Genomic DNA, 21,770 nt, shown 5'->3' on the forward strand with positions numbered 1-21,770 from the left:
ACGCGACGGCCGGGTACCCGCGGGGTGCCCGGCCTCGCCGTGCCGGGACACGTGGCCCGGCACGGGGTGGATTCACGTGCCTAGGGGGAGGGTTCTCGTGGACGACTTCTGGTCCGGTGTCGGGGTGGACCTGCATCTGGAACCGGACGCGGCGGCAGGCCGCCGGGCGGGACTGGAGAAGGCGCTCAGGGACGCCGTGCGGGACGGGCGGCTGTCGCCGGGGACCCGGCTGCCGGCGACCCGGCGGCTCGCCGACGAGCTCGGCATCTCGCGGGGCACCGCGAAGGCCGCCTACGACCAGCTCGTCGCAGAGGGTTATCTGACCGCCCGGCAGGGCTCGGGGACCCAGGTCGCCGCACTGCCGACGGTCGACACCGATGAGCCGGACGCGGCGGCACGCGCGCGAGCGCCCCGGTTCGACCTGCGTCCCGGCAGCCCGGACGTCGGGGCGTTCCCCGCGGCGGCATGGCTGCGGGCACTGCGCCGCGCCATCGCGACGGCGCCCTCACTGGCGTACGACTACGGTGATCCGCGCGGCCGGATCGAGCTGCGCACCGCGCTCTCTGGCTACCTGGGGCGGGCCCGCGGGGTCGTCGCCCCGCCGGAACGGATCGTGATCACCTCCGGGTACGTGCAGGGACTCGCGCTCCTCACCCGTGTGCTGGACGGCGCCGCCGTCGCCATGGAGGATCCCGGGCTGCCCTTCCACCGGGAGGTGGTGCGGCGCAACGGCGGACAGGTGGTGCCGGTCGAGGTCGACGAACGCGGCGTGTGCGCGCAGGACCTGGGCGAGGAGCGGGCCGTCGTCGTCACCCCGGCGCACCAGTACCCGACGGGCGTGACCCTGCGGCCCGAACGGCGGCGGGCGCTGACCGACTGGGCACGCGCGCGTGGCGCGCTGATCGTCGAGGACGACTACGACGGCGAGTTCCGCTACGACCGCCAGCCCGTCGGCGCGCTCCAGGGAATGGCGCCCGGTCACGTCGCCTATCTCGGCACCGCGTCCAAGACCCTCGGTCCGGCGCTGCGGCTGGGCTGGATGGTGCTGCCGCCGCACCTGGTCGACGCGGTCGCCGACGCCAAACTGCACAGCGACCACCACACCGAGACCATCGGGCAGCTGGCACTCGCCGAGCTCATCGACAGCCACGCCTACGACCGGCACATCCGCGCGTGCCGGCTGCGCTACCGGCGCCGCCGGGACCAGCTCCTGGACCGGCTGGGCTCCCGCCGGGTGCGTGGGATCGCCGCCGGGCTGCACGCCCTGGTCGACGTCGCCGACGAGGAGGAGGCACTGGCCCGTGCGGAGGCGGAGGGCCTGGCGCTCGGCCGGCTGGGCGAGCACTGGCACACTCCGGGCGCGGGACGGCCGCAGGGCCTGGTCGTGGGCTACGGGACGCCCAGGGAGCGGGTCTACCCGGAGGCGCTGGACGTGCTGGCGAAGGTCCTGGACGGGGCGTGAGCGCGGTTCGGCCGCGGCGGTGCGCTTCGTCCGGCAGGACGTGACGGTCCGTGAGTCGGCTCGTCGGGGGCGCTGGGACCCCCGGCGGCCCGGTGGAGCGGAAGGGGACGGACGCCGGGCCCTACACCGCCATCAGCGGTGCGTCCGCGCGCCACTTGAGGACCTTGTCGAAGCTCACCACCGCACCGCCTCGCCCCGGCTTGTTGCCGAAGTGGACGTGGTCGGCGAGTTCCTGGATGAGGCACAGGCCGCGGCCGTGTTCGGCCTCGGCGTGCGCGGGGCGCGCCGGGGCGTGGCGTACGCCGGAGGGGAAGCCCGGGCCCACGTCGGTCACCTCGATGCGGCACTTCTCCCCGTCGAGGTAGGCGGTGACGCGGTAGGCCTCGCAGGAGTCGGTGTCGCCGCCGTGCTCCACCGCGTTGGCGCAGGCCTCGCTCAGGGCCACGGACAGGTCGTAGGAGACGTCGGGGTCGACGCCCGCGGTCTCCATGGTGCCGAGCAGCAGCCGCCGGGCGAGCGGCACACTCGCAGCGTCACGCCGAAGATGGAGTGACCACCAGATGCTCATGCTCTCCAGCCTCCCGGCCGCGGCTCGACATACCGTTACGTATTGCCCCGAGCGCCCGAACGTAAGCACGGAGTCGTCGCCGGTCCATCCGTTCGGCGGATGTGACGGACACGGAATCGGGGTATGCGCGGGCCGGAATCGGGGTATGCGCGGCCGGCGGACACGGAAAACAACCTTTCGGACGTACCGCATTTCGCGGACCTGCCGCACGGCGCGTGGTGGGACGGTGGGATGATGAGCCCGCCATGACTGCCCCCCACTCGCGCGCGGTGCCCGCCGGACGCGATCTGCGCATGCTGCGGGCCGCGGTGTTCGCCGCGGTCTGCGTCGTGCTGGCCGCGGCCGGTCACACACTGGCCTCCTGCGCCACGGTTCCGCCGTGGACGCTGGGTGTGGGATTCCTGGGGTCGTTCGTCGTCGTGGCGCCGCTCGCCGGGCGTACGCGGTCGCTGCCGGGGATCGCGGGGCTGCTCGCGGTCGGCCAGACCGCGCTGCACACGCTGTTCGGTATGGGGCAGCACGGCGCGGGGGGCCCGGCGTCCGGCGCGATGTCCATGGGCTCGACGGGGTCGATGGGCTCCATGGGCTCGATGAGTCACCTGCACCACCTGTCCGACGCCGCGCTCGTGGAACGGGCCACGCGGTACGTGTGCGGCGGCACCGCCGCGGCGATCAGCCCGGCCCACGCCTACCGGATCCTCGTCGACGCGCACCTCTACGACGGGCCCGCCCCGGGACCGGGCAGCACCGCGCACCAGCCGGCGGACGCCCTGTCCACGGCCGGTTCGGCGGCCTCGCTGCTGCCGTCCCTGCCCATGCTGCTCGGCCATGTGCTCGCCGCCCTCGCCGCGGGCTGGCTGCTGCGCCGCGGCGACCTCGCCCTGCTGCGGCTGATCGGACTGTCGGCGCACGGAGTCGCCGAGGGAGCGCTCATGCGGTCCCTGCGCGGGGCGCTCGCGCTGGTACGCGCTCTCCGCGTCGGTCTGCCCACGGCGCCCCGGACCGGCCCGCGCTTCTCGCGGACCGCGGACTCCGCGGCACCGATGCCCTCCACCACCGCACTCCAGCACACGGTGATCCGCCGCGGCCCGCCGGCCGCCGCCCTCGTCCTCGCTGCCTGACACGACGCGACCAGCGCCCCGACCGAGCCCGCGAAGCGGGTTCCGCCCGAGGGAGCGGCCGCCGTCGTGCGGCACGCGCGTGTGCCCGTTCACCGGGCGGCCCGGCACGATCCGGCCGCCCCGCGCACGCGTACTCCTCCTCATCACCGGAACCCACTGAAGTGGAGTGCTCATCGCCATGAAGGCCATCAGCCGCGGTACCTCTCGTCTCGCCACCGTCGGCGCCCTCGCCGGCGGCGCCGTCCTCGCCCTGTCCGTCCCCGCGTTCGCGCACGTCAGCGTGCAGCCGGAATCCACGCCCGCCAAGGGCGGCTACACGGTCGTCGACTTCAAGGTCCCCAACGAGCGCGACGACGCCTCCACCACCAAGCTCGAGGTCAACTTCCCGACCGACCACCCGCTCGCCTCGGTGATGCCGCAGCCGATGACCGGCTGGAAGATCCAGGTCACCAAGTCCAAGCTGGCCAAGCCCCTGCAGACGCACGGCGAGAAGATCTCCGAGGCGGTCACCAAGGTCACCTGGACCGCCGACGGCAAGGGCGTGGAGCCGGGGTACTTCCAGAAGTTCCCGGTCTCCATCGGCGCGCTGCCCGAGGACACCGACCAGCTCGTCTTCAAGGCGCTGCAGACGTACTCCGACAACGCGGTCGTCCGCTGGATCGAGGTGCAGCAGAAGGGGCAGGCCGAGCCCGACAACCCGGCGCCCACGCTGCAGCTGGCCGCGGCGGCCGACGGCGACGCGCCGGCCAAGGACGCCACCGCCGCCAAGGACGCCACCGCCTCCGAGCCCGCCTCCGGCAGCGACACCACCGCCCGCGTCCTCGGCGTCGTGGGCATCGTCGTCGGCGTGGCGGGTGTGGCGTTCGGCGTCCTCGCCGGCCGCCGGCGGACCGCCGCCTGACCTGTCGGTCCGCTGCGCGCTCCGGGGTCGTGCGACTCTTGCGTACGACCCCGGTGCGCGCCGGATTTCTCACATCTGGGACATTTTTCTATGCGCAAGAAGACGTTCGCCGCCGCGGCGCTGCTGGCCGCCGCCACGATGACCCTCTCCGCCTGCGGCAGCGGGGGGAGCGACAAGCCCGCCAACGTGGTCGCCGAGCAGACCTCGCAGAAGGCCGGGACGGTCCTCGACCAGCCGTTCGAGAAGCCCGACCTGGTGCTCACCGACACGCACGGCAAGAAGTACGACCTCCGCAAGGAGACCGCCGGCCGGCCCACACTGATCTACTTCGGCTACACCCACTGCCCCGACATCTGCCCGCTGACGATGAACAACCTCGCGGTCGCCAAGAAGGCCCTGCCCAAGGCCCAGCAGGACAAGCTGCGGGTGGTGTTCGTCACCACCGACCCCGCCCGTGACACCCCGGCCGAGCTCGGCAAGTGGCTCAACGGCATCGACCCTCAGTTCGTCGGCCTGACCGGTGACTTCGCCACCATCCAGGCCGGTGCGCGCAGTGTCGGCATCGCCATCGAGCCGACCAGTAAGGACAAGAACGGCAAGCTCGTCTCGGTGCACGGCACCCAGGTGGTCGCCTTCTCGCCGAAGACCGACGACGGCTACGTGGTCTACGGCGAGGAGACGACCGTCGACGACTACACCAAGGACCTCCCCAGGATCATCAAGGGGGAGAACCCGTGAGGCGTCCGGCGGCCGCGGCCGCGCTGCTGGCGGGCGCCCTGGCCGGAACGGTTCTGCTGACGGGGTGCGGTGGATCGGCCTCCGCGTCCGGCAACGACTCCGGCTCCGACGGGAAGGCGAAGCTGTCCGTCAGCTCCCCCTACATGCCCCGGCCGGTCTCGGACTCCATGGCGGCCGGCTTCCTGACGATCGTCAACAAGGGTGACGCGGAGGACGAGCTGACCTCGGTCACCAGCGATGCCGCCGGCTCCGTCACCGTGCACCAGACCGTCGGCGGGACGATGCGCGAGGCCGGGCGCCTCACCGTGCCCGCCCACGGCCGCCTCGTGTTCGGAAGCGGTGGCAACCACCTGATGTTCGACGGGCTCAAGCACAGGCCCGAACAGGGCCAGACGGTCTCCGTCGAACTGCACTTCGCCAAGTCGGGCGACCTCCGGGTCGAGATGCCGGTGAAGTCGGCGACGTACAACCCCGCGACCGGCCACTGAGGGAGGGACCACCTTGACGCAGACCATCACCCCCCGCGTCCGGACCCTGGCGCTGCTGCTCCTGGCCGTCACCGGGCTGCTCCTGGCCGCCGCCGGACCGGCCTCCGCGCACGCCGCGCTGACCGGCAGCGACCCCCGGCAGGGGGTGGTGGTCGCCGAGGCACCCGCCCAGGTGTCGCTGACCTTCTCCGAGGAGGTCGCGATGAGCGACGACTCGCTGCGCGTGCTCGACCCCGAGGGCGAGCGCGTCGACGCCGGGAAGCCGTACAACGCCGGCGGAACCACCTACTCCGTGCGACTGCGCGGCGGCCTGGCCAAGGGCACCTACACCGTCGCCTACCAGGTGGTCTCCGCCGACAGCCACCCCGTCGCAGGCGCCTACACCTTCTCCGTCGGCGCGCCCTCCAAGACCTCGGTCGCGGTCGGCGGCCAGGAGGCGGGCGGCGGAGTCGTCGGCCTGCTGTACGGGCTCGGCCGCTACGTGTCGTACGCCGGCTTCATCGTCCTGGCCGGCGGCGCCGCCTTCGTGCTGGCCTGCTGGCAGCGCGGCGCCGGGGTGCGGGCCGTGCAGCGGCTCGTCGTCTCCGGCTGGCTCGCGCTGACCGCCGCCACGCTCGCCCTGCTGCTCCTGCGCGGCTCCTACACCACCTCCGGCAAGGTCGGCGACATCGTCGACCTGGACCTCCTGGGACAGGTACTGCAGACCAAGACGGGGGCCGCCCTCGTCTCCCGGCTGCTGCTGCTCGCCGCCGCGGCGCTCTTCGTCGCGGTGCTCTTCGGGGCGTACGAGAAGCGCGAGGACGCGGAGAAGCGGGACCTGACCTTCGGGCTCGCGATCGGCGGGACCGTGGTCGCCGCCGGGCTCGCCGCCAGCTGGTCGATGGCCGAGCACGCCTCGGTCGGACTCCAGCCGGGCATCGCCATGCCCGTCGACGTCGTCCACCTGCTGGCCGTGGCCGCCTGGCTCGGCGGGCTGGCCACACTCCTGGTCGCGCTCTACCGGGCGCCCGCGGACACCCCGGTCGAGTCCTTCGCCGTACGCCGCTTCTCCCGTGTCGCCTTCGGCTCCGTCCTCGCGCTGGTGGCCACCGGCGCCTACCAGTCCTGGCGTCAGCTCGGCTCCTGGTCCGCGCTGACCGGAACGCGCTACGGGCAGCTCCTCCTGGCCAAGATCGCGCTGGTGTTGCTGCTCGTCGGGATCGCCTGGGCCTCCCGGCGCTGGACCGGACGACTGGCCCGGTCGGTGGCCGACCCGGCCGGGGCACGGACCGAGGACGGCGCCGAGGACCGCACCGAGGGCGAGGCGAAGGCCGGTATCAAGGGCAGCCCGGAGCCCGGTGCCGCGACCGACGCGGCGGAACCCGCCGGGCGGCATGAACCCACGGGCGCGCGGCTGGACGCGGCGGGCGGGAAGGCTCCGGCCGACGAGGACACCCGGCGGGCCGCCCAGCTCGCCCGGCAGCGGGCCGCCGTGGACGCGGCCCGGAACAAGCGGCTGCGCGACGCCGACCCCAACCGGTTCGGGCTGCGCCGCTCGGTGCTGGCGGAGGCGGGCGTCGCCGTCGTGCTCCTCGCCGTCACCACCGTGCTGACCCAGACCGAGCCGGGGCGCACGGAGCAGGAGGCCAGGGCCGCCGCGTCGTCCCCGTCCTCCTCGTCGGCCCCCGCCGCGGGAGCCGTCACCCTCGACATGCCGTTCGACACCGGCGGGCAGAGCGGCAAGGGCGTCGTGCGGCTCGACATCGACCCCGCGCGCGTGGGCGGCAACGAGCTGCACCTCTATGTGCAGCGGCCCGACGGGCGGGCCATCGACGTGCCCGAGGTCAAGGTCGCCTTCACGCTGACCGCGAAGGGGATCGGGCCGCTCCCGGTGGCCCCCGACCGCATCACCACCGGGCACTGGGCGGCGAGCGGAGTGCAGATTCCCATGGCGGGCGACTGGAAGGTCGCCGTGACCGTGCGGACCTCCGACATCGACCAGGTGACCGTCACCAAGAACGCGCAGATCGGCTGAACCCACCATGACCGACCGGACCACCCAGGAATCCCGGCCCACCGTGCCCGACCCCCGGAAGGCGGAGACCGCCACCGGGACCGTTCTGTCGCGCCGGCGGCTGCTCGGCACGGCCGGCGCCACCGGTCTCGTCCTGGGCGCCGCGGGCGCCGGCATCGGGTACGCGGCGGCGCCCGCCGGTGCCACGCCGCTCACCGCGCTCGGCTCCGACCGGGCGGTGTTTCACGGGAAACATCAGCCCGGCATCACCGAAGGCCTTCAGGCCCAAGGCCACCTGGCCGCCTTCGACCTGGCGGCCGGCGCGGGCCGCAAGGAGGCCGCCGCGCTGCTGCGCCGCTGGTCGGCAACGGCCGAGCGGCTGATGGCGGGCGAGCCGGCCGCGCACGGCGACACGGAGGTCGCCCGGGACGCGGGCCCCTCCTCTCTGACGATCACCTTCGGCTTCGGGCACAGCTTCTTCGACCGGACCGGACTGCTCAAGCAGCGCCCGGCCGCCCTCGACCCGCTGCCCGCCTTCTCCTCCGACCGGCTCGACAGGGCCCGCAGCGACGGCGACCTGTGGGTGCAGATCGGCGCCGACGACGCGCTGGTCGCCTTCCACGCCCTGCGCGCCGTCCAGAAGGACGCGGGCGGCGCCGCCCGTCTCCGCTGGCAGATGAACGGCTTCAACCGCTCCCCGGGCGCCACCGCGCGGCCCAGGACGGCCCGCAACCTGATGGGGCAGGTCGACGGCACCCACAACCCGCGGCCGGGCGACGCCGACTTCGACCGGCGTGTCTTCGTCCCCGCCGACGGGGACCCGGGCTGGATGGCGAACGGCTCCTACGTGGTCGTACGCCGCATCCGCATGCTCCTGGACGACTGGGAGAAGCTGTCGCTCACCCAGCAGGAGAACGTCATGGGGCGCCGCAAGTCCGACGGCGCGCCGCTCAGCGGGGGCACCGAGACGACCGAGATGGACCTGGAGAAGACGGGCGAGGACGGCTCCTACGTCGTGCCGGTCAACGCCCACGCCCGCATCACCCGGCCCGACCAGAACGGGGGCGCGGCCATGCTGCGGCGCCCCTTCTCCTACCACGACGGCTTCGACGCCGGCGGTGTCCCGGACGCGGGCCTGCTGTTCATCTGCTGGCAGGCCGATCCGCTGCGCGGCTTCGTGCCGGTGCAGCGCAAGCTGGACCGCGGCGACGCCCTGTCCCAGTACGTCCGGCACGAGGCCAGCGGGCTCTTCGCGGTGCCGGGCGGGGCGGCGAAGGGCGAGTACGTGGGCCAGCGGCTGCTGGAGGGCTGAGGTCCGGGAGGTTCACCCGGCCGAGGGGCGATCATGAGACGCGGGGGCCGAGTCCCCTCGCGGCCATTAGGGTGAGGTCATGCCAGCGAGCTACGCGTATCTCGGTCCCGAGGGCACCTTCACCGAAGTCGCCCTGCGCACGCTTCCCGAGACGGCCACCCGGGAACTCGTCCCGTACGTGTCCGTGCAGTCCGCGCTGGACGCGGTCCGCAACCAGGAGGCCGAGGCCGCGTTCGTGCCGATCGAGAACTCCGTCGAGGGCGGCATCACCACGACCCTCGACGAACTGGTCGCCGGTCAGCCGCTGATGATCTACCGCGAGGTGCTGCTGTCGATCACCTTCGCCCTGCTGGTCAGGCCGGGAACGAAGCTGTCCGACATCAAGACGGTCACCGCCCACCCGGCCGCCCAGCCGCAGGTGCGCAACTGGCTCAAGGCGAACCTGCCGGACGCCGTCTGGGAGTCCGCCGCCTCCAACGCGGACGGCGCCCGTCTGGTCCAGGAGGGCCGCTACGACGCCGCCTTCGCGGGCGAGTTCGCGGCCGCCCGGTACGGCCTGGAGGCCCTGGAGACGGAGATCCACGACGCGGAGAACGCGCAGACCCGGTTCGTCCTGGTCGGCCGGCCCGCGCGGCCCGCCGCTCCGAGCGGTGCGGACAAGACCTCCGTGGTCCTGTGGCAGCGCGCCGACCATCCCGGCGGGCTGCGTGATCTGCTGGGCGAGTTCGCCACCCGTGGCATCAACCTCATGCTGCTGCAGTCCCGTCCGACGGGCGCCGGCATCGGCAACTACTGCTTCTGCGTCGACGCCGAGGGGCACATCGCCGACCGCCGGATGGCCGAGGCCCTGATGGGACTCAAGCGGCTCTGCCTACAGGTGCGGTTCCTCGGCTCGTACCCGCGCGCGGACATCGGCGTGGCCGACGTGCGCCCCCCGTTCATGGGCACCTCGGACGAGGAGTTCATGGCGGCCGCGGACTGGGTGACGCGCTGCCAGGACGGCCGTTTCTAGCCAGTCCTGCCCGCAGGGGGCCGGTCCTACCTGCGGATCTCAGTTATCCACAGAAGTTATCCACAGGCCCCTCGATCGACCTGGGGACAAGTCGACAGGGAGGCGGGACTCAGTCGACAAATCGCCCTGGGACCCCTCGGCGGGGCCACCGGTCCACGAGCCACCCTTCGTCCACTCGTTTCCCTTGGTTCATCTTTTGGGGCGACCCTTTTCCACCCGAAAGTGGCCGTCGGGCCGGTTTGGGCCAGGAATTCTTCCTTCCGGCCGCCGCTTTGCGGGTGATCAATTCCTGAGTCCACAGACCTTCCACACAGCCTGTGGACAACTCTTCCGGAGGCGTGGATCCCTGTGGACAACCGGATGGCCAAGTCGCCTGTCCCACAAGGAAATCCAGTCAACCAGGCATCCGCCACCTGCCTCCATCCGGGGAGCGGGACTCACGTTATTGACACAGCGTCGCAATTCCTCCCCCCGAGGTGCACGGCCGCGCGGGGCACGGCTCGGAATACCTGGTCGTGATCCGGAACGCGGCACCGGTAGCCTTGACCGCGTGATTGACCTTCGCCTGCTCCGTGAGGACCCCGACCGTGCGCGCGCCTCCCAGCGCGCCCGTGGAGAGGACGTCGCGCTCGTCGACTCCATCCTGTCCGCCGACGAGCGGCGCAGGTCGTCCGGCGTCCGCTTCGACGAGCTTCGCGCCGAGCAGAAGGCACTGGGCAAGCTCATCCCCAAGGCCGCCGGCGACGAGAAGGCCGAACTGCTGAAGAAGGCGAGCCGGCTGGCCGCCGACGTCAAGGCGGCGGACGCCGAACGCGACGAGGCCGACGCCGAGACCCAGGGGCTGCTGCTCCAGCTCGGCAACCTCGTCCACCCCGACGTGCCGGTCGGCGGCGAGGAGGACTTCGCCACGCTGGAGACGCACGGCACGATCCGCGACTTCACCGCCGAGGGCTTCGAACCCAAGGACCACCTGGAGCTCGGCCAGCTCCTCGGCGCGATCGACGTGGAGCGCGGCGCCAAGGTCTCCGGCTCGCGCTTCTACTTCCTCACCGGTGTCGGCGCGCTGCTGGAGTTCGCGCTGGTGAACGCGGCCATCGCCCAGGCCACCGCCGCCGGCTTCACCCCGATGCTGACCCCGGCGCTGGTGCGCCCGCAGTCGATGGCGGGCACCGGCTTCCTCGGCCAGGCCGCCCAGGACGTCTACCACCTCGACAAGGACGACCTCTACCTGGTCGGTACGTCCGAGGTGGCGCTGGCGGCGTACCACATGGACGAGATCATCGACGCCGAGCGCCTGCCGCTGCGCTACGCGGGCTTCTCGCCGTGCTTCCGCCGCGAGGCCGGCTCGCACGGCAAGGACACCCGCGGCATCTTCCGCGTGCACCAGTTCGACAAGGTCGAGATGTTCTCGTACGTCGCGCCCGGGGACTCGCAGGCGGAGCACCAGCGGCTGCTGGAGTGGGAGAAGCAGTGGCTGACGTCGCTGGAACTGCCGTTCCGGGTCATCGACGTCGCCTCGGGCGACCTGGGCGCCTCCGCTGCGCGCAAGTTCGACTGCGAGGCGTGGATCCCGACCCAGGGCAAGTACCGCGAGCTGACCTCGACCTCCGACTGCACCGAGTTCCAGTCCCGGCGACTCTCGATCCGCGTCCGCGACGGCAAGCAGGTCAAGCCGCTGGCCACGCTCAACGGCACGCTGTGCGCCGTGCCGCGCACCATCGTCGCCATCCTGGAGAACCACCAGCAGGCCGACGGCTCCGTGCGCGTGCCCGAGGTGCTGCGGCCCTACCTCGGCGGCCGGGAGGTCCTGGAGCCGGTGGCCAAGTGACCGCCACCGCTCCGACGGCCGCCGGCGACCTGTCCGGCGGCCTCCCGTACCGACTGATCGCGACCGACCTGGACGGAACGCTGCTGCGCTCCGACGGGTCGGTCTCGGCGCGCACCCGTGAAGCGCTCACGGCGGCCACCGCGGCGGGCGCCGCGCACCTGGTGGTGACGGGTCGCGCGGTGCCCTGGACCCGGCACATACTCGACGACCTGGGCTACCGGGGCCTCGCGGTCTGCGGCCAGGGCGCCCAGGTGTACGACGCCGGCGAGCACCGTCTGCTGACCTCGGTGACCCTGGACCGGCGGCTGGCCGGTGTCGCCCTGGCCAAGATCGAGGCGGAGACCGGCCCGCTGTACCTGGCGGCGAGCCGGGACGGACTCGACGGCGATGTGCTGGTGGGTCCCGGATACGCCCTCACGGGAAAGCTGCCGGCCACTCCGTTCACGGACGCGTCGGACCTGTGGAGCGCTCCCCTCAACAAGATCTACATCCAGCACCCGACCCTCTCGGACGACGAGCTGGCCGAGGTGGCCCACCGGACCGCGGGCGGCTTCGTGTCGGTCACCATGGCCGGCGAGGGCGTGGTGGAGCTCCTCCCCCTCGGACTGTCGAAGGCCACGGGGCTCTCGCTCGCGGCGCGGCGGCTGGGCGCCAAGGCGGTCGACACGCTCGCCTTCGGCGACATGCCCAACGACATCCCGATGTTCGCCTGGGCCTCCCGCGGCGTGGCCATGGCCAACGCCCACCAGGAGCTGAAGGCGGTCGCCGACGAGGTGACGGCCTCCAACGAGGAGGACGGCATAGCCGTCGTACTGGAGCGGCTGCTGGGCTGAGGCCGGGCTCTGGAACCGAGCCGGGCCTTCGGACCGCGCGGAGGATGCGCGGATCGAACGTGCGCGGGGATGACCCCGACCACGGCTTCAAGGGCCTGTGCCTTACCACTCGGCCGATCCTCCGGGTGGGCGGCCCACGCGACAGCGGATCGCGTGCTCGAAGCGGCCGCCCCGGGCAGCTCCCCCGGGCGGAGCGGGCTCGACGGAGCGGGTGGTCACTCCCGAGCCCGCCGCGGGCTGCCCGGTCGGGAGCTCGGCGTACTGCCGTGCATGGACATCGCCCAGCTCCTCTCCCGGAACATGGCGCCGGCTCGACCCGGCGCCGCGGACCCGACCACTGTGCCGCCCCGCCGTCCGCGAGGCCACCGAATTGCCGGGCGCCCCTCCCGCCACGGCCGTCGGCGCCGGGCGCGCCGGCGGACCGGTCAGCGCCGACGCCACCTGCGTCGGCGCACCTTGCTGAAGAACCATCCCGCGGGCGGTTCGTCGGAGCGCCACGGCTGCGGCTCGGGCCGCTCGCGGCGCCAGCGGGCGGCGAGCATCCGGGCGCGGGCGGACGGCTCGGCGGTCTCGGCGGCCCGTATGAAGCCGGCGTCCAGGACGACGTCGTCCCACCCGCTCCCGGCGGCGCCCTCCGGCCCGCCGTCTTCCGGTGTCGTGTCCGCCATGTCTCCGTCCTCCCGGTCGTCCGTGCCGCCCAGTGTGCGCGGGTGGAGGTGAAACCTCCGTCAAGGGCGGACGGGTCAGCCCTCCCGCCGAAGGCGTTCGGCCCTCACTCCTCGCCGGCGAGGGTCAGGGCGCGCAGTTTCCGCCCGGCGTACCAGGTCGCCAGCGTGGTCACCGCCACCAGCAGCACCGACGCCGTCGTCAGCCCGACGTCGGAGGTCACCAGGTCGCCGCCGGCCACGTCGTGTGCCACGGCCAGCGCCCACTGCTGGATGCTGAGCGTGCGCGCGCCGGGCACCAGGGAACCGAACAGCGCCTCCCAGACCAGCGCGTAGACGAGGCCGAGGACCACCGCGTGCCGGGAGACCGTGCCCAGCAGCAGGAAGAGGGCCGCGTAGGCGATGGAGGCGACGAGCGCGGCGACCGTGTAGGCCACGGCCACCTGCTGCCCGTTGCCGTTGAGGATCAGCCCCGCGATCAGAGTCGGCACCGCCGAGAACACCATGGTGACGCCGATGGCCACGATCAGCTTGGTGGAGATGATCACCGGCCGCTTCAGCGGCTTGGACAGCAGGTACACCACCGAGCCGTCGTCGATCTCCGGGCCGATCGCGCCGGTGCCGGCGATGACGCCGATGATCGGCACCATGGTGGCGAGCGCGAACCCGCCCAGGACGTTCACCGCCGTCTGGTCGTCGGCGCCGGTGAGGGCGCGGACCACCACGGAGATCACGATCAGCAGCAGCGGCAGCGCGCCGAGGATGAGGGCCCGGCGGCGGCCTAGCAGGGCCCGGTAGGTGAGGCGGGCGACTGTGGGGTCGTACATCTTGGGCCTCCTACGCCGCGACCAGGTACGAGAAGACGGACTCGAGGGACTCGTCGGACGGCGAGACCGTGTGCAGCCGGATGCCGTGGTCCCGGGCGACGCGCGGCAGAAGGGTCGTGAACCGGCCGAAGTCGACGGCCTGGATGCGCAGCGCCCCCTCGGCGAGGTCCACCTCGATGCCGGACGTCGACGGGTCGGCGATCAGCGCGGCCGCGAGGGCGCGGTCGTCGCTGGAGCGCACCAGGTAGCGGTGCGGGCGGTCGGTCATCAGGCGGCGGATCTTGCGGAAGTCGCCGCTGGCCGCGTGCCGCCCGGCGACGACGACCTCGATGTGCCAGGCGAGCTGTTCGACCTCCTCCAGGATGTGGGAGGAGAACAGGACGGTGCGACCCTCGTCGCCCATGCGCCGCAACAGGTCCATCAGCTGCATGCGCTGGCGCGGGTCCATGCCGTTGAACGGCTCGTCGAGCAGGAGCAGCGAGGGATCGTGCACGAGGGCGCTGGCCATCTTCACCCGCTGCCGCATGCCCTTGGAGTACGTGGAGATCTTGCGGTCCTGCGCGTACTCCATCTCGACCGTGGCCAGTGCCCTCTGTGCCGCCTTGGCGCCGAGGCCGTGCAGCTCGGCGTTGGCGACGACGAACTCGTGGCCGGTGAGGAAGTCGTACATCGCCTCCCGCTCCGGGACGACGCCGATGTGCCGGTAGATCTGCTCGTTGCGCCACACCGGCTGCCCGTCGAGGGTGACGGAGCCCGTCGAGGGGGCGAGGAAGCCGCCCATCATGTTGATCAGCGTGGACTTCCCGGCCCCGTTGGGACCGAGCAGTCCGGTGACGCCGGGACCGATCGTCATGGTGACGTCGTTGACGGCGACCACGTTGCCGAACCAGCGGGAGACGTGGTCGATGGAGAGAGTGCTCATGGGCGCAACCCGTTCCTTGGAAGGGCGGTGGCGGGCGACGGGCCGGGCGTGGTCACAGTCCCACCTTCTTGTAGCGGCGCAGCAGGAGGCCGTAGGCGGCGGCGATGATCCCGAGGACGACGAGGACGTAGACGATGCCCTGTCCGCTCCCGGGGCCGGCCGAGCCGGGTGCCGAGGAGGTCGCGCCGAGGAAGGCGGTCTGCACCCCGTCGATGAGGGTGACCGGCGAGAACAGGCCGATCCAGGGGATGGCCCCGGTGTTGTTCTGGGCGTCGGCGATGGCCTCCAGCGTGGAGACCGCGCCGTAGGAGATGACCAGTACGGCGATCACGGCGGCTATGCCGAAGCCGCGGCGTGGTGTGACGGCGGCGATCACCAGGCCGATGCCGGCGAAGAGCAGTGAGAGCAGTGCCACGGAGACGAGTCCCTCGGCGAATCCCTTGGTCTGGTCGGCGAAGTCGAGCTTGGCCAGCAGCGCGCCGACGTAGAGGACGAGCAGCGGCGCGGCGGTCAGGACGAACAGCGCCGACGCCAGCGCCGCGTACTTGGCGCGCACGTAGTCGGCGCTCTCGATGGGCCGTGAGAAGTACAGCGGCACGGTCTTGAACCGCAGGTCGCGCGAGACGGACTGGGGCGCCTGCGAGGCGACGTACAGGCTGATGACGCCCTGCATGATGATGGCGTAGCGCGTGTAGTCGACGGGCAGGTCCTTGGCCTTGGTGGCGACCGCCACGGCGACCATGATGGCCGCGGGCACGCACATCACCACGAACAACAGCATCGGCAGCACCTTGGACTTGACCGAGCGGCCGAGGCCGTAGGCGCCGCGCAGGGACTGCGAGTACAGCGAGCGGCGGGCGTAGGCGCGGCCGAGCCGGGGGCCGTCGTAGTTGCGGTAGCCGATGTTGTGGATGCGGGTCTGGTCACCCGACGGGGGGACCGGTGACCGCATGGGCTGCTCAACCGCCATGGCCGACCGCCTCCTTGCGCTGTCCGTCGCGCTGTTCTTCCTCGTCCCGGAAGACCTCCGAGATGTGGTGCCGCCGCTGCTCCATGCGCACCAGGCCGAGGCCCAGGTCCGCGATCACGTCCCGCACCAGGTCGTAGGTCTCCTCGCTCCGCGCGGTGAGCAGCAGCACGTGCCCCGCGCCCGGCAGGCCGGCGCCGTCCTCGGTCCGCACTCCGCGCGCGTGGAGCGCGTCGCGCACCGCGCGGGTGCCGTCCGGGTGCTCGTCGCTGTCGGTGACCTCGATCGCGAGGGTCGTGGTGGTCTGGGTGAAGTCGGTGGTGGAGCTGGAGCGCAGGAGCTTGCCGCCGTCGACGACGACGACGTGGTCGCAGGTGCGCTCGAGCTCGCCCAGCAGGTGGGAGGTGACCAGGACCGATATGCCGAAGTCGGTGTGGATGCGGCGGATCAGGCCGAGCATCTCGTCGCGGCCGACCGGGTCGAGGCCGTTGGTCGGCTCGTCGAGGAAGACCAGCTGCGGGTCGTGCACCAGGGCCTGGGCGAGCTTGACGCGCTGCTTCATGCCGGTGGAGTAGCCGCCGATGGGGCGGTAGCGCTCCTCGTACAGACCGACGTGGCGCAGGGTGTCCGCGGTGCGCTCGCGCGCGGCGGTGGGCGGCAGGCCGGACATGCGCGCCATGTGGACGACGAACTCGGTGGCCGAGACGTCCGGCGGCAGGCAGTCGTGCTCCGGCATGTAGCCGACGCGCTCGCGGATGGCGCCGCCCTCGGTGGCGACGTCCAGGCCGAGCACCTCGGCACGGCCCTCGGTGGCGGGGGACAGACCCAGCAGGATCTTGATCAGTGTGGACTTGCCGGCCCCGTTGGCGCCGACGAGACCGGTCACACCGGGTCCGACGTCCACGGAGAGCCGGTCAAGCGCGGTCACCCGGGGGAACCGCTTGCTCAGGCTTTCGGTCGCGATCACAGTCACGTCTTCGACAGTAGTGACGCGCACCACGCAAGTCGTCAGACCCCAGAGCTGTCCTGACGTCAGACTTCAGTACTACGAGACCCTAGGGGTCGCCCGCCCGAAGTCTCGCGCGACCTGGGGAACCGCGGCTCCCGGCCACCCTATTGACGTTCAGTCTAACAAGTGTCACAGTCGCCGAGGCCGCCGCGCGGGCGGGTGTCCCGTGGCCGGCCATCGCCTTCTGACCGGACGACGACGCGTCGCGACCGCGGCGCTGGGCGGAGGAGAGGTGACGCGCGTGACGCCGTTGAAGGGCGCACGGGAACGCCGGGTACAGAGCGGCGGGGTCGAGCTGTGCGTGGCCGAGCTGGGCGATCCGAGCCGGCCGACGGTCGTCCTGGTACACGGCTACCCGGACAGCAAGGAGGTCTGGTCCGAGGTGGCCGAGCGCCTCGCCGGCCGCTTCCACGTCGTCCTGTACGACGTCCGGGGCCACGGCCGCTCCACCGCACCGCGGCCGCTGCGCGGCGGCTTCACCCTCGAGAAGCTCACGGACGACTTCCTGGCGGTCGCGGACGCCGTCAGTCCGGACCGGCCGGTGCACCTGGTCGGCCACGACTGGGGCTCGGTGCAGTCCTGGGAGTTCGTCACCGTCGACCGCGCCAAGGGCCGGATCGCCTCCTTCACGTCCATGTCCGGCCCGTCGCTCGACCACTTCGGCCACTGGATCGCCGGGCGCGTCAAGCGCCCCACACCCCGCCGGGTCGGCCAGGTGCTCGGCCAGGGCGCCAAGTCCTGGTACGTCTACCTGCTGCACACGCCCGTCCTGCCCGAGCTGGCCTGGCGCGGTCCGCTGGGTAGAAGCTGGCCGAAGATCCTCCGGCGCGTCGAGAAGGTGCCCGGCGACGACTACCCGACCTCGTCCCTGCCCCGGGACGCGGCGCACGGCGCCTGGCTGTACCGGGACAACGTACGGGCCCGGCTGCGCAGGCCGCGGCCGGACGCCCACGCACACGCGCCCGTGCAGCTCATCACACCGGTGGCCGACGCGTTCCTGTCCGAGCGGCTCTACGACGACCTGGAGCACTGGGTCCCGCGACTGGTGCGCCGCACGCTGCCCGCACGGCACTGGGTACCGCGCACCCGGCCCGACCAGCTGGCCGCGTGGATCGGCGAGTTCGTGACCGCCACCGAGGGCGGACGGCCGATGCCCACCGCCACCGGGAAACACGCCGACCGCTTCGCCGGGCAGCTCGTGCTGGTCACCGGCGCGGGCGGCGGTATCGGACGGGCCACGGCGCTCGCCTTCGCCGAGGCCGGTGCGCGGGTGGTGGCCGTCGACCGGGACGCCGAGGCCGCCGCCCGCACGGCCGAACTGTGCCGGCCGCTCGGCGCACCGGCCGCGTGGGCCGAGCCGGTGGACGTCTCCGACGGACGGGCCATGGAAAAGCTCGCGGAGAAGGTCGCCGCCGAGTACGGCGTGGTGGACGTCCTGGTGAACAACGCCGGCATTGGCATGGCGGGCTCGTTCCTCGACCACACCCCGGAGGACTGGAAGAAGGTCCTCGACGTCAACCTGTGGGGGGTGATCCACGGCTGCCGGCTCTTCGGCGGGCAGATGGCCGAGCGCGGACAGGGCGGCCACATCGTCAACACCGCCTCCGCGGCGGCCTACCAGCCCTCCCGGACCCTGTCCGCCTACAGCACCTCGAAGGCGGCGGTGCTCATGCTCAGCGAGTGCCTGCGCGCGGAGCTGGCCGGGCGCGGGATCGGCGTCACCGCGGTCTGTCCCGGCTTCGTCAACACCGGCATCACCTCCTCGGCGCACTTCGCGGGCGTCGACGCGGCGGAGGAGAAGCGCCGCCAGAAGCGCACGGCCCGCCTGTACGGGCTGCGCAACTACCCGCCGGAGAAGGTCGCCGACGCCATCCTGCGCGCGGTCGTGCGCGACGAGGCCGTGGTGCCGGTGACCGTCGAGGCCCGCGTCCTCCACACGATGTCCCGCTTCGCCCCGCGGGCCCTGCGCAGGCTCGCGCGAGTGGAGCCGCGGCTCTGAGCCGGCGGCCGATCCCGGCGGAACCACCCGCTCCGGCGGCCAGTTGTCCACAGAATCGCGCCCTATCCTGTGGATAACTCCACTTGGTTGTGGATCAAACCTCCGGACCGAAAAAGGCATGCGTGACGCACGTCTCTCCCGGCACGCTGGTGGCATGCACGAAAGACGCGCCGTGAAGGTGTCGAAGTACCTCTCACGGCACCTGCGCCACCAGCCCGGAAGAATCGGGCTCACGCTCGACGAGGGCGGCTGGGTCGCGATCGACGCACTGATCGCGGCGGCGGCCGCCCACGGCTTCCGGCTCACCCGCGACGAGCTGGCCCACGTGGTCGCCACCAACGACAAACGCCGTTTCGCGATCGACGGGACCCGGATCCGCGCCAGTCAGGGGCACAGCGTCGACGTCGACCTCGGGCTTCCGCCGGCGACTCCGCCGCCGTACCTCTACCACGGGACCGTGGCCCGCAACGTGGAGTCGATCCGCGCCGAGGGCCTGCGCCCCATGAACCGGCACGATGTGCACCTGTCGGCCGACCGGGAGACCGCGACCCGTGTCGGCGCCCGCCGGGGACGTCCGGTCGTGCTTTCGGTGGACGCCTCCGCCATGCACCGCGACGGCCATGTCTTCCACGTCAGCGCCAACGGCGTGTGGCTGACGAAGGCGGTACCACCCCGGTACCTGCGGTTCTCCCCGGGCCACTGACACCGGTCCGGCATGATCGACGGCATGGACCGCCACCTCTCGTCCACCGAGGCCGCCGTCACCGTCTGCCGCGCCATCGCCGCCGAGTACGCGCGTGAGATCGAGGTGACCCATGACATCGGCGCCGATCAGACCTCACGCCGGAGCGCCGCGGGCGTCGGGGTCACCACCGACCCGGACGGCTCGCTCCCGCACGAGGCGTTCGTCGAGTTCGGCGGGCTTCCCCGTATGACCGTGCGGCTCTACCCGGAGGACGACGCGCTGATCAGCGTCGAGGGCGTCGAGTTCCCCGACCTTCCCCGGGACGACGTTCCGGCCTTCCTCCGCTCCGTACTGGACGGCAGGGCCTTCGTGAGGGGTCGGCGCTTCCCGCCCGGCTACCGCCTGGTCGTGCCACTGCCCGGCGACCGCACCTACAAGGAGCCCGTGCCGATGATCGGCCTCACTTCGTGGCTCAGCGGTCAGGTGCGGTGACTGTTTCACGTGGAACACCGGCGGCCCGTACGCTCGGGGCCATGAGTCTGCGTCTGAGCACCGTGATCCTTCCGCACCGCCGCTGGCACGAGGGCGGCGGTGCGGCATGGACCCGGGCCGAGCAGTTGGGCTTCCACGCCGCCTACACCTACGACCACCTGTCCTGGCGCTCCTTCCGGGACGGCCCGTGGTTCGGTGCCGTACCGACGCTGACCGCCGCCGCGACGGCTACCGAGCGCATGCGCCTGGGCACCCTGGTGACCTCGCCGAACTTCCGGCACCCTGTCACCCTCGCCAAGGAACTGATCTCGCTCGACGACATCTCGGGCGGCAGGATCACGCTCGGCATCGGCGCGGGCGGCACCGGCTTCGACGCCACCGTGCTCGGACAGCAGCCCTGGACCCCGCGAGAGCGCGCCGACCGCCTCGCCGAGTTCGTTCCGCTGCTCGACCGGCTGCTCACCGAGGACACGGTGACGTACCAGGGCGAGTTCTACTCGGCGCACGAGGCGCGCGGCATCCCCGGCTGTGTGCAGCGTCCCCGGCTGCCGTTCGCGGTGGCCGCCACCGGTCCGCGCGGCCTGCGGCTCGCCGCGCGGTACGGGCAGGCATGGGTGACCACCGGCGATCCCAAGCTGTTCGAGACCGGCACGCCGGAGCAGTCGGTCCAGGCCCTTCGCGGGCAGGGGGAAAAGCTCGCCGAGGCCTGCGCCTCGATCGGCCGTGACGTCTCCGGGCTCGACAAGATCCTGCTCACCGGCTTCACCCCGGACCGCGGGCGACCGCTGGAGTCGCTCGACGCGTTCGTCGACTTCGCCGGCCGGCACCAGGAGCTCGGGTTCACCGAGATCGTGATCCACTGGCCGATCCCGGACTCGGACTTCGCGGCGGACGAGAAGGTCTTCGAGCGGATCGCCATGGAGGCACCCGGTCAGCTCGCGTAGCGGACGTGACCGAGGCGATGCCTCAAATGTGCGCGGTCCCGCACGCCCGTGCGGGGTATGCGGGACAATGACGCGGTGACCTCAGCGACTCGAAAGCCCGAGACCCCGGCCCCCCCTCAGCTCTCGACCTCGCTCGGGCAGGGAGGCGCCCCGATCGTTCCCCCGCGGCTGATCGCCACTGACCTCGACGGAACCCTGCTGCGCGACGACAAGTCCGTGTCCCCCCGCACCGTCGCGGCCCTCGCCGCCGCGGAGGAGGCCGGCATCGAGGTCTTCTTCGTCACCGGCCGTCCGGCCCGCTGGATGGACGTCGTCGCCGACCATGTGCACGGCCACGGCCTGGCGATCTGCGGCAACGGCGCCGCGGTGGTCGATCTGCACGGCGGCCCCGGCGCCCACCGCTTCGTGAAGGTGCGGGAGCTGGCCCGGGAGCACGCGCTGGACGCCGTGCGACTGGTGCGCGCGGCGGCGCCGGGCACGGTCTTCGCGGTCGAGCAGACGTACGGCTTCCACCAGGAGCCGGAGTACCCGAAGCTGCACATGGAGGCACCGGACGCGCTCGCACCCGCCGAGGAGCTACTGGGGCCGGGCGGCGCCGTCGCCGAGCACCCGATCCTGAAGATCCTCGCTCACCACCCGACGCTCGACCCCGACGGCTTCCTCACCGCAGCCCGCCTCGCCGTCGGTGAACGCGTCACCATCACGCGCTCCAGTCCCAGCGCCCTGCTGGAGATCAGCGGACCCGGCGTCTCCAAGGCCAGCACGCTCGCCCTGTGCTGTGCCGATCGGGGCATCTCGCACGAGGAGGTCGTCGCCTTCGGTGACATGCCGAACGACGTCGAGATGCTCACCTGGGCCGGCCGGTCGTACGCCATGGGCAACGCGCACCCGGCCGCCGTCGCCGCGGCCACCGGGCGCACGGCTCCCAACAACGAGGACGGTGTCGCCGTGGTGATCGAGCGGATCCTGGGGGAGCGGCCGTGACGGTCGCGCGGAAGTAACGG

The 21,770-nt window shown here is 72.4% G+C and carries 21 protein-coding genes and 1 tRNA gene; 15 read left to right on the forward strand and 7 right to left on the reverse strand.

Going from position 1 to position 21,770, the window contains the following annotated elements; genetic code table 11:
• The first annotated feature begins 97 nt into the window (after window positions 1–97).
• Window positions 98–1,462 (forward strand): PLP-dependent aminotransferase family protein, encoded by a 1,365-nt coding sequence (locus ACF061_RS09355; RefSeq protein ID WP_392266228.1) that lies wholly within the window; start codon window positions 98–100, stop codon window positions 1,460–1,462.
• A gap of 121 nt (window positions 1,463–1,583) precedes the next feature.
• On the opposite strand, the gene ACF061_RS09360 is transcribed toward ACF061_RS09355, so the two are convergent.
• Window positions 1,584–2,030, reverse strand: coding sequence for an ATP-binding protein (locus ACF061_RS09360; RefSeq protein WP_392266229.1), 447 nt, complete (start codon window positions 2,028–2,030; stop codon window positions 1,584–1,586).
• 245 nt (window positions 2,031–2,275) lie between these two features.
• On the opposite strand from ACF061_RS09360, the gene ACF061_RS09365 reads away from it, so the two are divergent.
• The 9 genes from ACF061_RS09365 (at window position 2,276) to ACF061_RS09405 (ending at window position 12,256) form a co-directional block, all read left to right on the forward strand.
• On the forward strand, window positions 2,276–3,151 hold the full coding sequence (locus ACF061_RS09365; RefSeq protein WP_392266230.1) for a hypothetical protein: 876 nt from the start codon (window positions 2,276–2,278) through the stop codon (window positions 3,149–3,151).
• 178 nt (window positions 3,152–3,329) lie between these two features.
• Complete coding sequence (locus tag ACF061_RS09370; RefSeq protein ID WP_392266231.1) at window positions 3,330–4,052, forward strand: YcnI family protein; 723 nt, start codon at window positions 3,330–3,332, stop codon at window positions 4,050–4,052.
• Between the two features lie 90 nt (window positions 4,053–4,142).
• Window positions 4,143–4,790, forward strand: coding sequence for an SCO family protein (locus tag ACF061_RS09375; protein ID WP_392266232.1), 648 nt, complete (start codon window positions 4,143–4,145; stop codon window positions 4,788–4,790).
• Window positions 4,787–5,278, forward strand: coding sequence for a copper chaperone PCu(A)C (locus ACF061_RS09380; RefSeq protein WP_392266233.1), 492 nt, complete (start codon window positions 4,787–4,789; stop codon window positions 5,276–5,278). The genes ACF061_RS09375 and ACF061_RS09380 overlap by 4 nt, the downstream gene beginning before the upstream one ends.
• Before the next feature lie 13 nt (window positions 5,279–5,291).
• Window positions 5,292–7,292, forward strand: a complete 2,001-nt coding sequence (locus ACF061_RS09385; protein ID WP_392266234.1) for a copper resistance CopC/CopD family protein — start codon at window positions 5,292–5,294, stop codon at window positions 7,290–7,292.
• 7 nt (window positions 7,293–7,299) lie between these two features.
• The gene (efeB, locus tag ACF061_RS09390; RefSeq protein ID WP_392266235.1) at window positions 7,300–8,583 is read left to right on the forward strand and encodes an iron uptake transporter deferrochelatase/peroxidase subunit; all 1,284 of its coding nucleotides are present in this window, start codon (window positions 7,300–7,302) and stop codon (window positions 8,581–8,583) included.
• Window positions 8,584–8,662: 79 nt separating this feature from the next.
• Window positions 8,663–9,595: a prephenate dehydratase gene (gene pheA / locus ACF061_RS09395; RefSeq protein WP_392266236.1), complete on the forward strand. Its 933-nt coding sequence runs from the start codon at window positions 8,663–8,665 to the stop codon at window positions 9,593–9,595.
• Between the two features lie 550 nt (window positions 9,596–10,145).
• The gene (serS, locus tag ACF061_RS09400) at window positions 10,146–11,423 is read left to right on the forward strand and encodes a serine--tRNA ligase (protein ID WP_392266237.1); all 1,278 of its coding nucleotides are present in this window, start codon (window positions 10,146–10,148) and stop codon (window positions 11,421–11,423) included.
• On the forward strand, window positions 11,420–12,256 hold the full coding sequence (locus tag ACF061_RS09405) for an HAD family hydrolase (RefSeq protein ID WP_392266238.1): 837 nt from the start codon (window positions 11,420–11,422) through the stop codon (window positions 12,254–12,256). The genes serS and ACF061_RS09405 overlap by 4 nt, the downstream gene beginning before the upstream one ends.
• 38 nt (window positions 12,257–12,294) lie before the next feature.
• On the opposite strand, the gene ACF061_RS09410 is transcribed toward ACF061_RS09405, so the two are convergent.
• The 6 genes from ACF061_RS09410 to ACF061_RS09435 all read right to left on the reverse strand — a co-directional run bounded on the left by ACF061_RS09410 (window position 12,295) and on the right by ACF061_RS09435 (window position 16,604).
• A tRNA-Gln gene (locus tag ACF061_RS09410) sits at window positions 12,295–12,379 on the reverse strand.
• Window positions 12,380–12,681: 302 nt separating this feature from the next.
• Entirely contained in the window at window positions 12,682–12,924 is a 243-nt protein-coding gene (locus ACF061_RS09415) for a hypothetical protein (protein ID WP_392266239.1), read from the reverse strand.
• A 104-nt stretch (window positions 12,925–13,028) separates the two neighbouring features.
• Window positions 13,029–13,748: an ABC transporter permease subunit gene (locus tag ACF061_RS09420; protein ID WP_392266240.1), complete on the reverse strand. Its 720-nt coding sequence runs from the start codon at window positions 13,746–13,748 to the stop codon at window positions 13,029–13,031.
• Between the two features lie 10 nt (window positions 13,749–13,758).
• Window positions 13,759–14,670: an ABC transporter ATP-binding protein gene (locus ACF061_RS09425; protein ID WP_392266241.1), complete on the reverse strand. Its 912-nt coding sequence runs from the start codon at window positions 14,668–14,670 to the stop codon at window positions 13,759–13,761.
• A 52-nt stretch (window positions 14,671–14,722) separates the two neighbouring features.
• Window positions 14,723–15,640, reverse strand: a complete 918-nt coding sequence (locus tag ACF061_RS09430) for an ABC transporter permease (RefSeq protein WP_392266242.1) — start codon at window positions 15,638–15,640, stop codon at window positions 14,723–14,725.
• Complete coding sequence (locus ACF061_RS09435; protein ID WP_392266626.1) at window positions 15,630–16,604, reverse strand: ABC transporter ATP-binding protein; 975 nt, start codon at window positions 16,602–16,604, stop codon at window positions 15,630–15,632. Before ACF061_RS09435 ends, ACF061_RS09430 begins: the two co-directional genes overlap by 11 nt.
• Window positions 16,605–16,887: 283 nt before the next feature.
• On the opposite strand from ACF061_RS09435, the gene ACF061_RS09440 reads away from it, so the two are divergent.
• The 5 genes from ACF061_RS09440 (at window position 16,888) to ACF061_RS09460 (ending at window position 21,750) form a co-directional block, all read left to right on the forward strand.
• On the forward strand, window positions 16,888–18,645 hold the full coding sequence (locus tag ACF061_RS09440; protein WP_392266243.1) for an SDR family oxidoreductase: 1,758 nt from the start codon (window positions 16,888–16,890) through the stop codon (window positions 18,643–18,645).
• A 154-nt stretch (window positions 18,646–18,799) separates the two neighbouring features.
• Window positions 18,800–19,348, forward strand: coding sequence for an RNA 2'-phosphotransferase (locus ACF061_RS09445; RefSeq protein ID WP_392266244.1), 549 nt, complete (start codon window positions 18,800–18,802; stop codon window positions 19,346–19,348).
• A 12-nt stretch (window positions 19,349–19,360) separates the two neighbouring features.
• Complete coding sequence (locus ACF061_RS09450) at window positions 19,361–19,822, forward strand: hypothetical protein (RefSeq protein WP_392266245.1); 462 nt, start codon at window positions 19,361–19,363, stop codon at window positions 19,820–19,822.
• A gap of 41 nt (window positions 19,823–19,863) precedes the next feature.
• A complete protein-coding gene (locus ACF061_RS09455; protein WP_392266246.1) occupies window positions 19,864–20,766 on the forward strand; it encodes an LLM class flavin-dependent oxidoreductase in 903 nt (300 codons plus the stop codon).
• Window positions 20,767–20,823: 57 nt separating this feature from the next.
• A complete protein-coding gene (locus ACF061_RS09460; RefSeq protein ID WP_392266247.1) occupies window positions 20,824–21,750 on the forward strand; it encodes an HAD-IIB family hydrolase in 927 nt (308 codons plus the stop codon).
• The last annotated feature ends 20 nt before the right edge of the window (window positions 21,751–21,770 follow it).

It is taken from the genome of Streptomyces sp. NPDC015220 (assembly GCF_043079345.1).
Classification (GTDB): domain Bacteria; phylum Actinomycetota; class Actinomycetes; order Streptomycetales; family Streptomycetaceae; genus Streptomyces.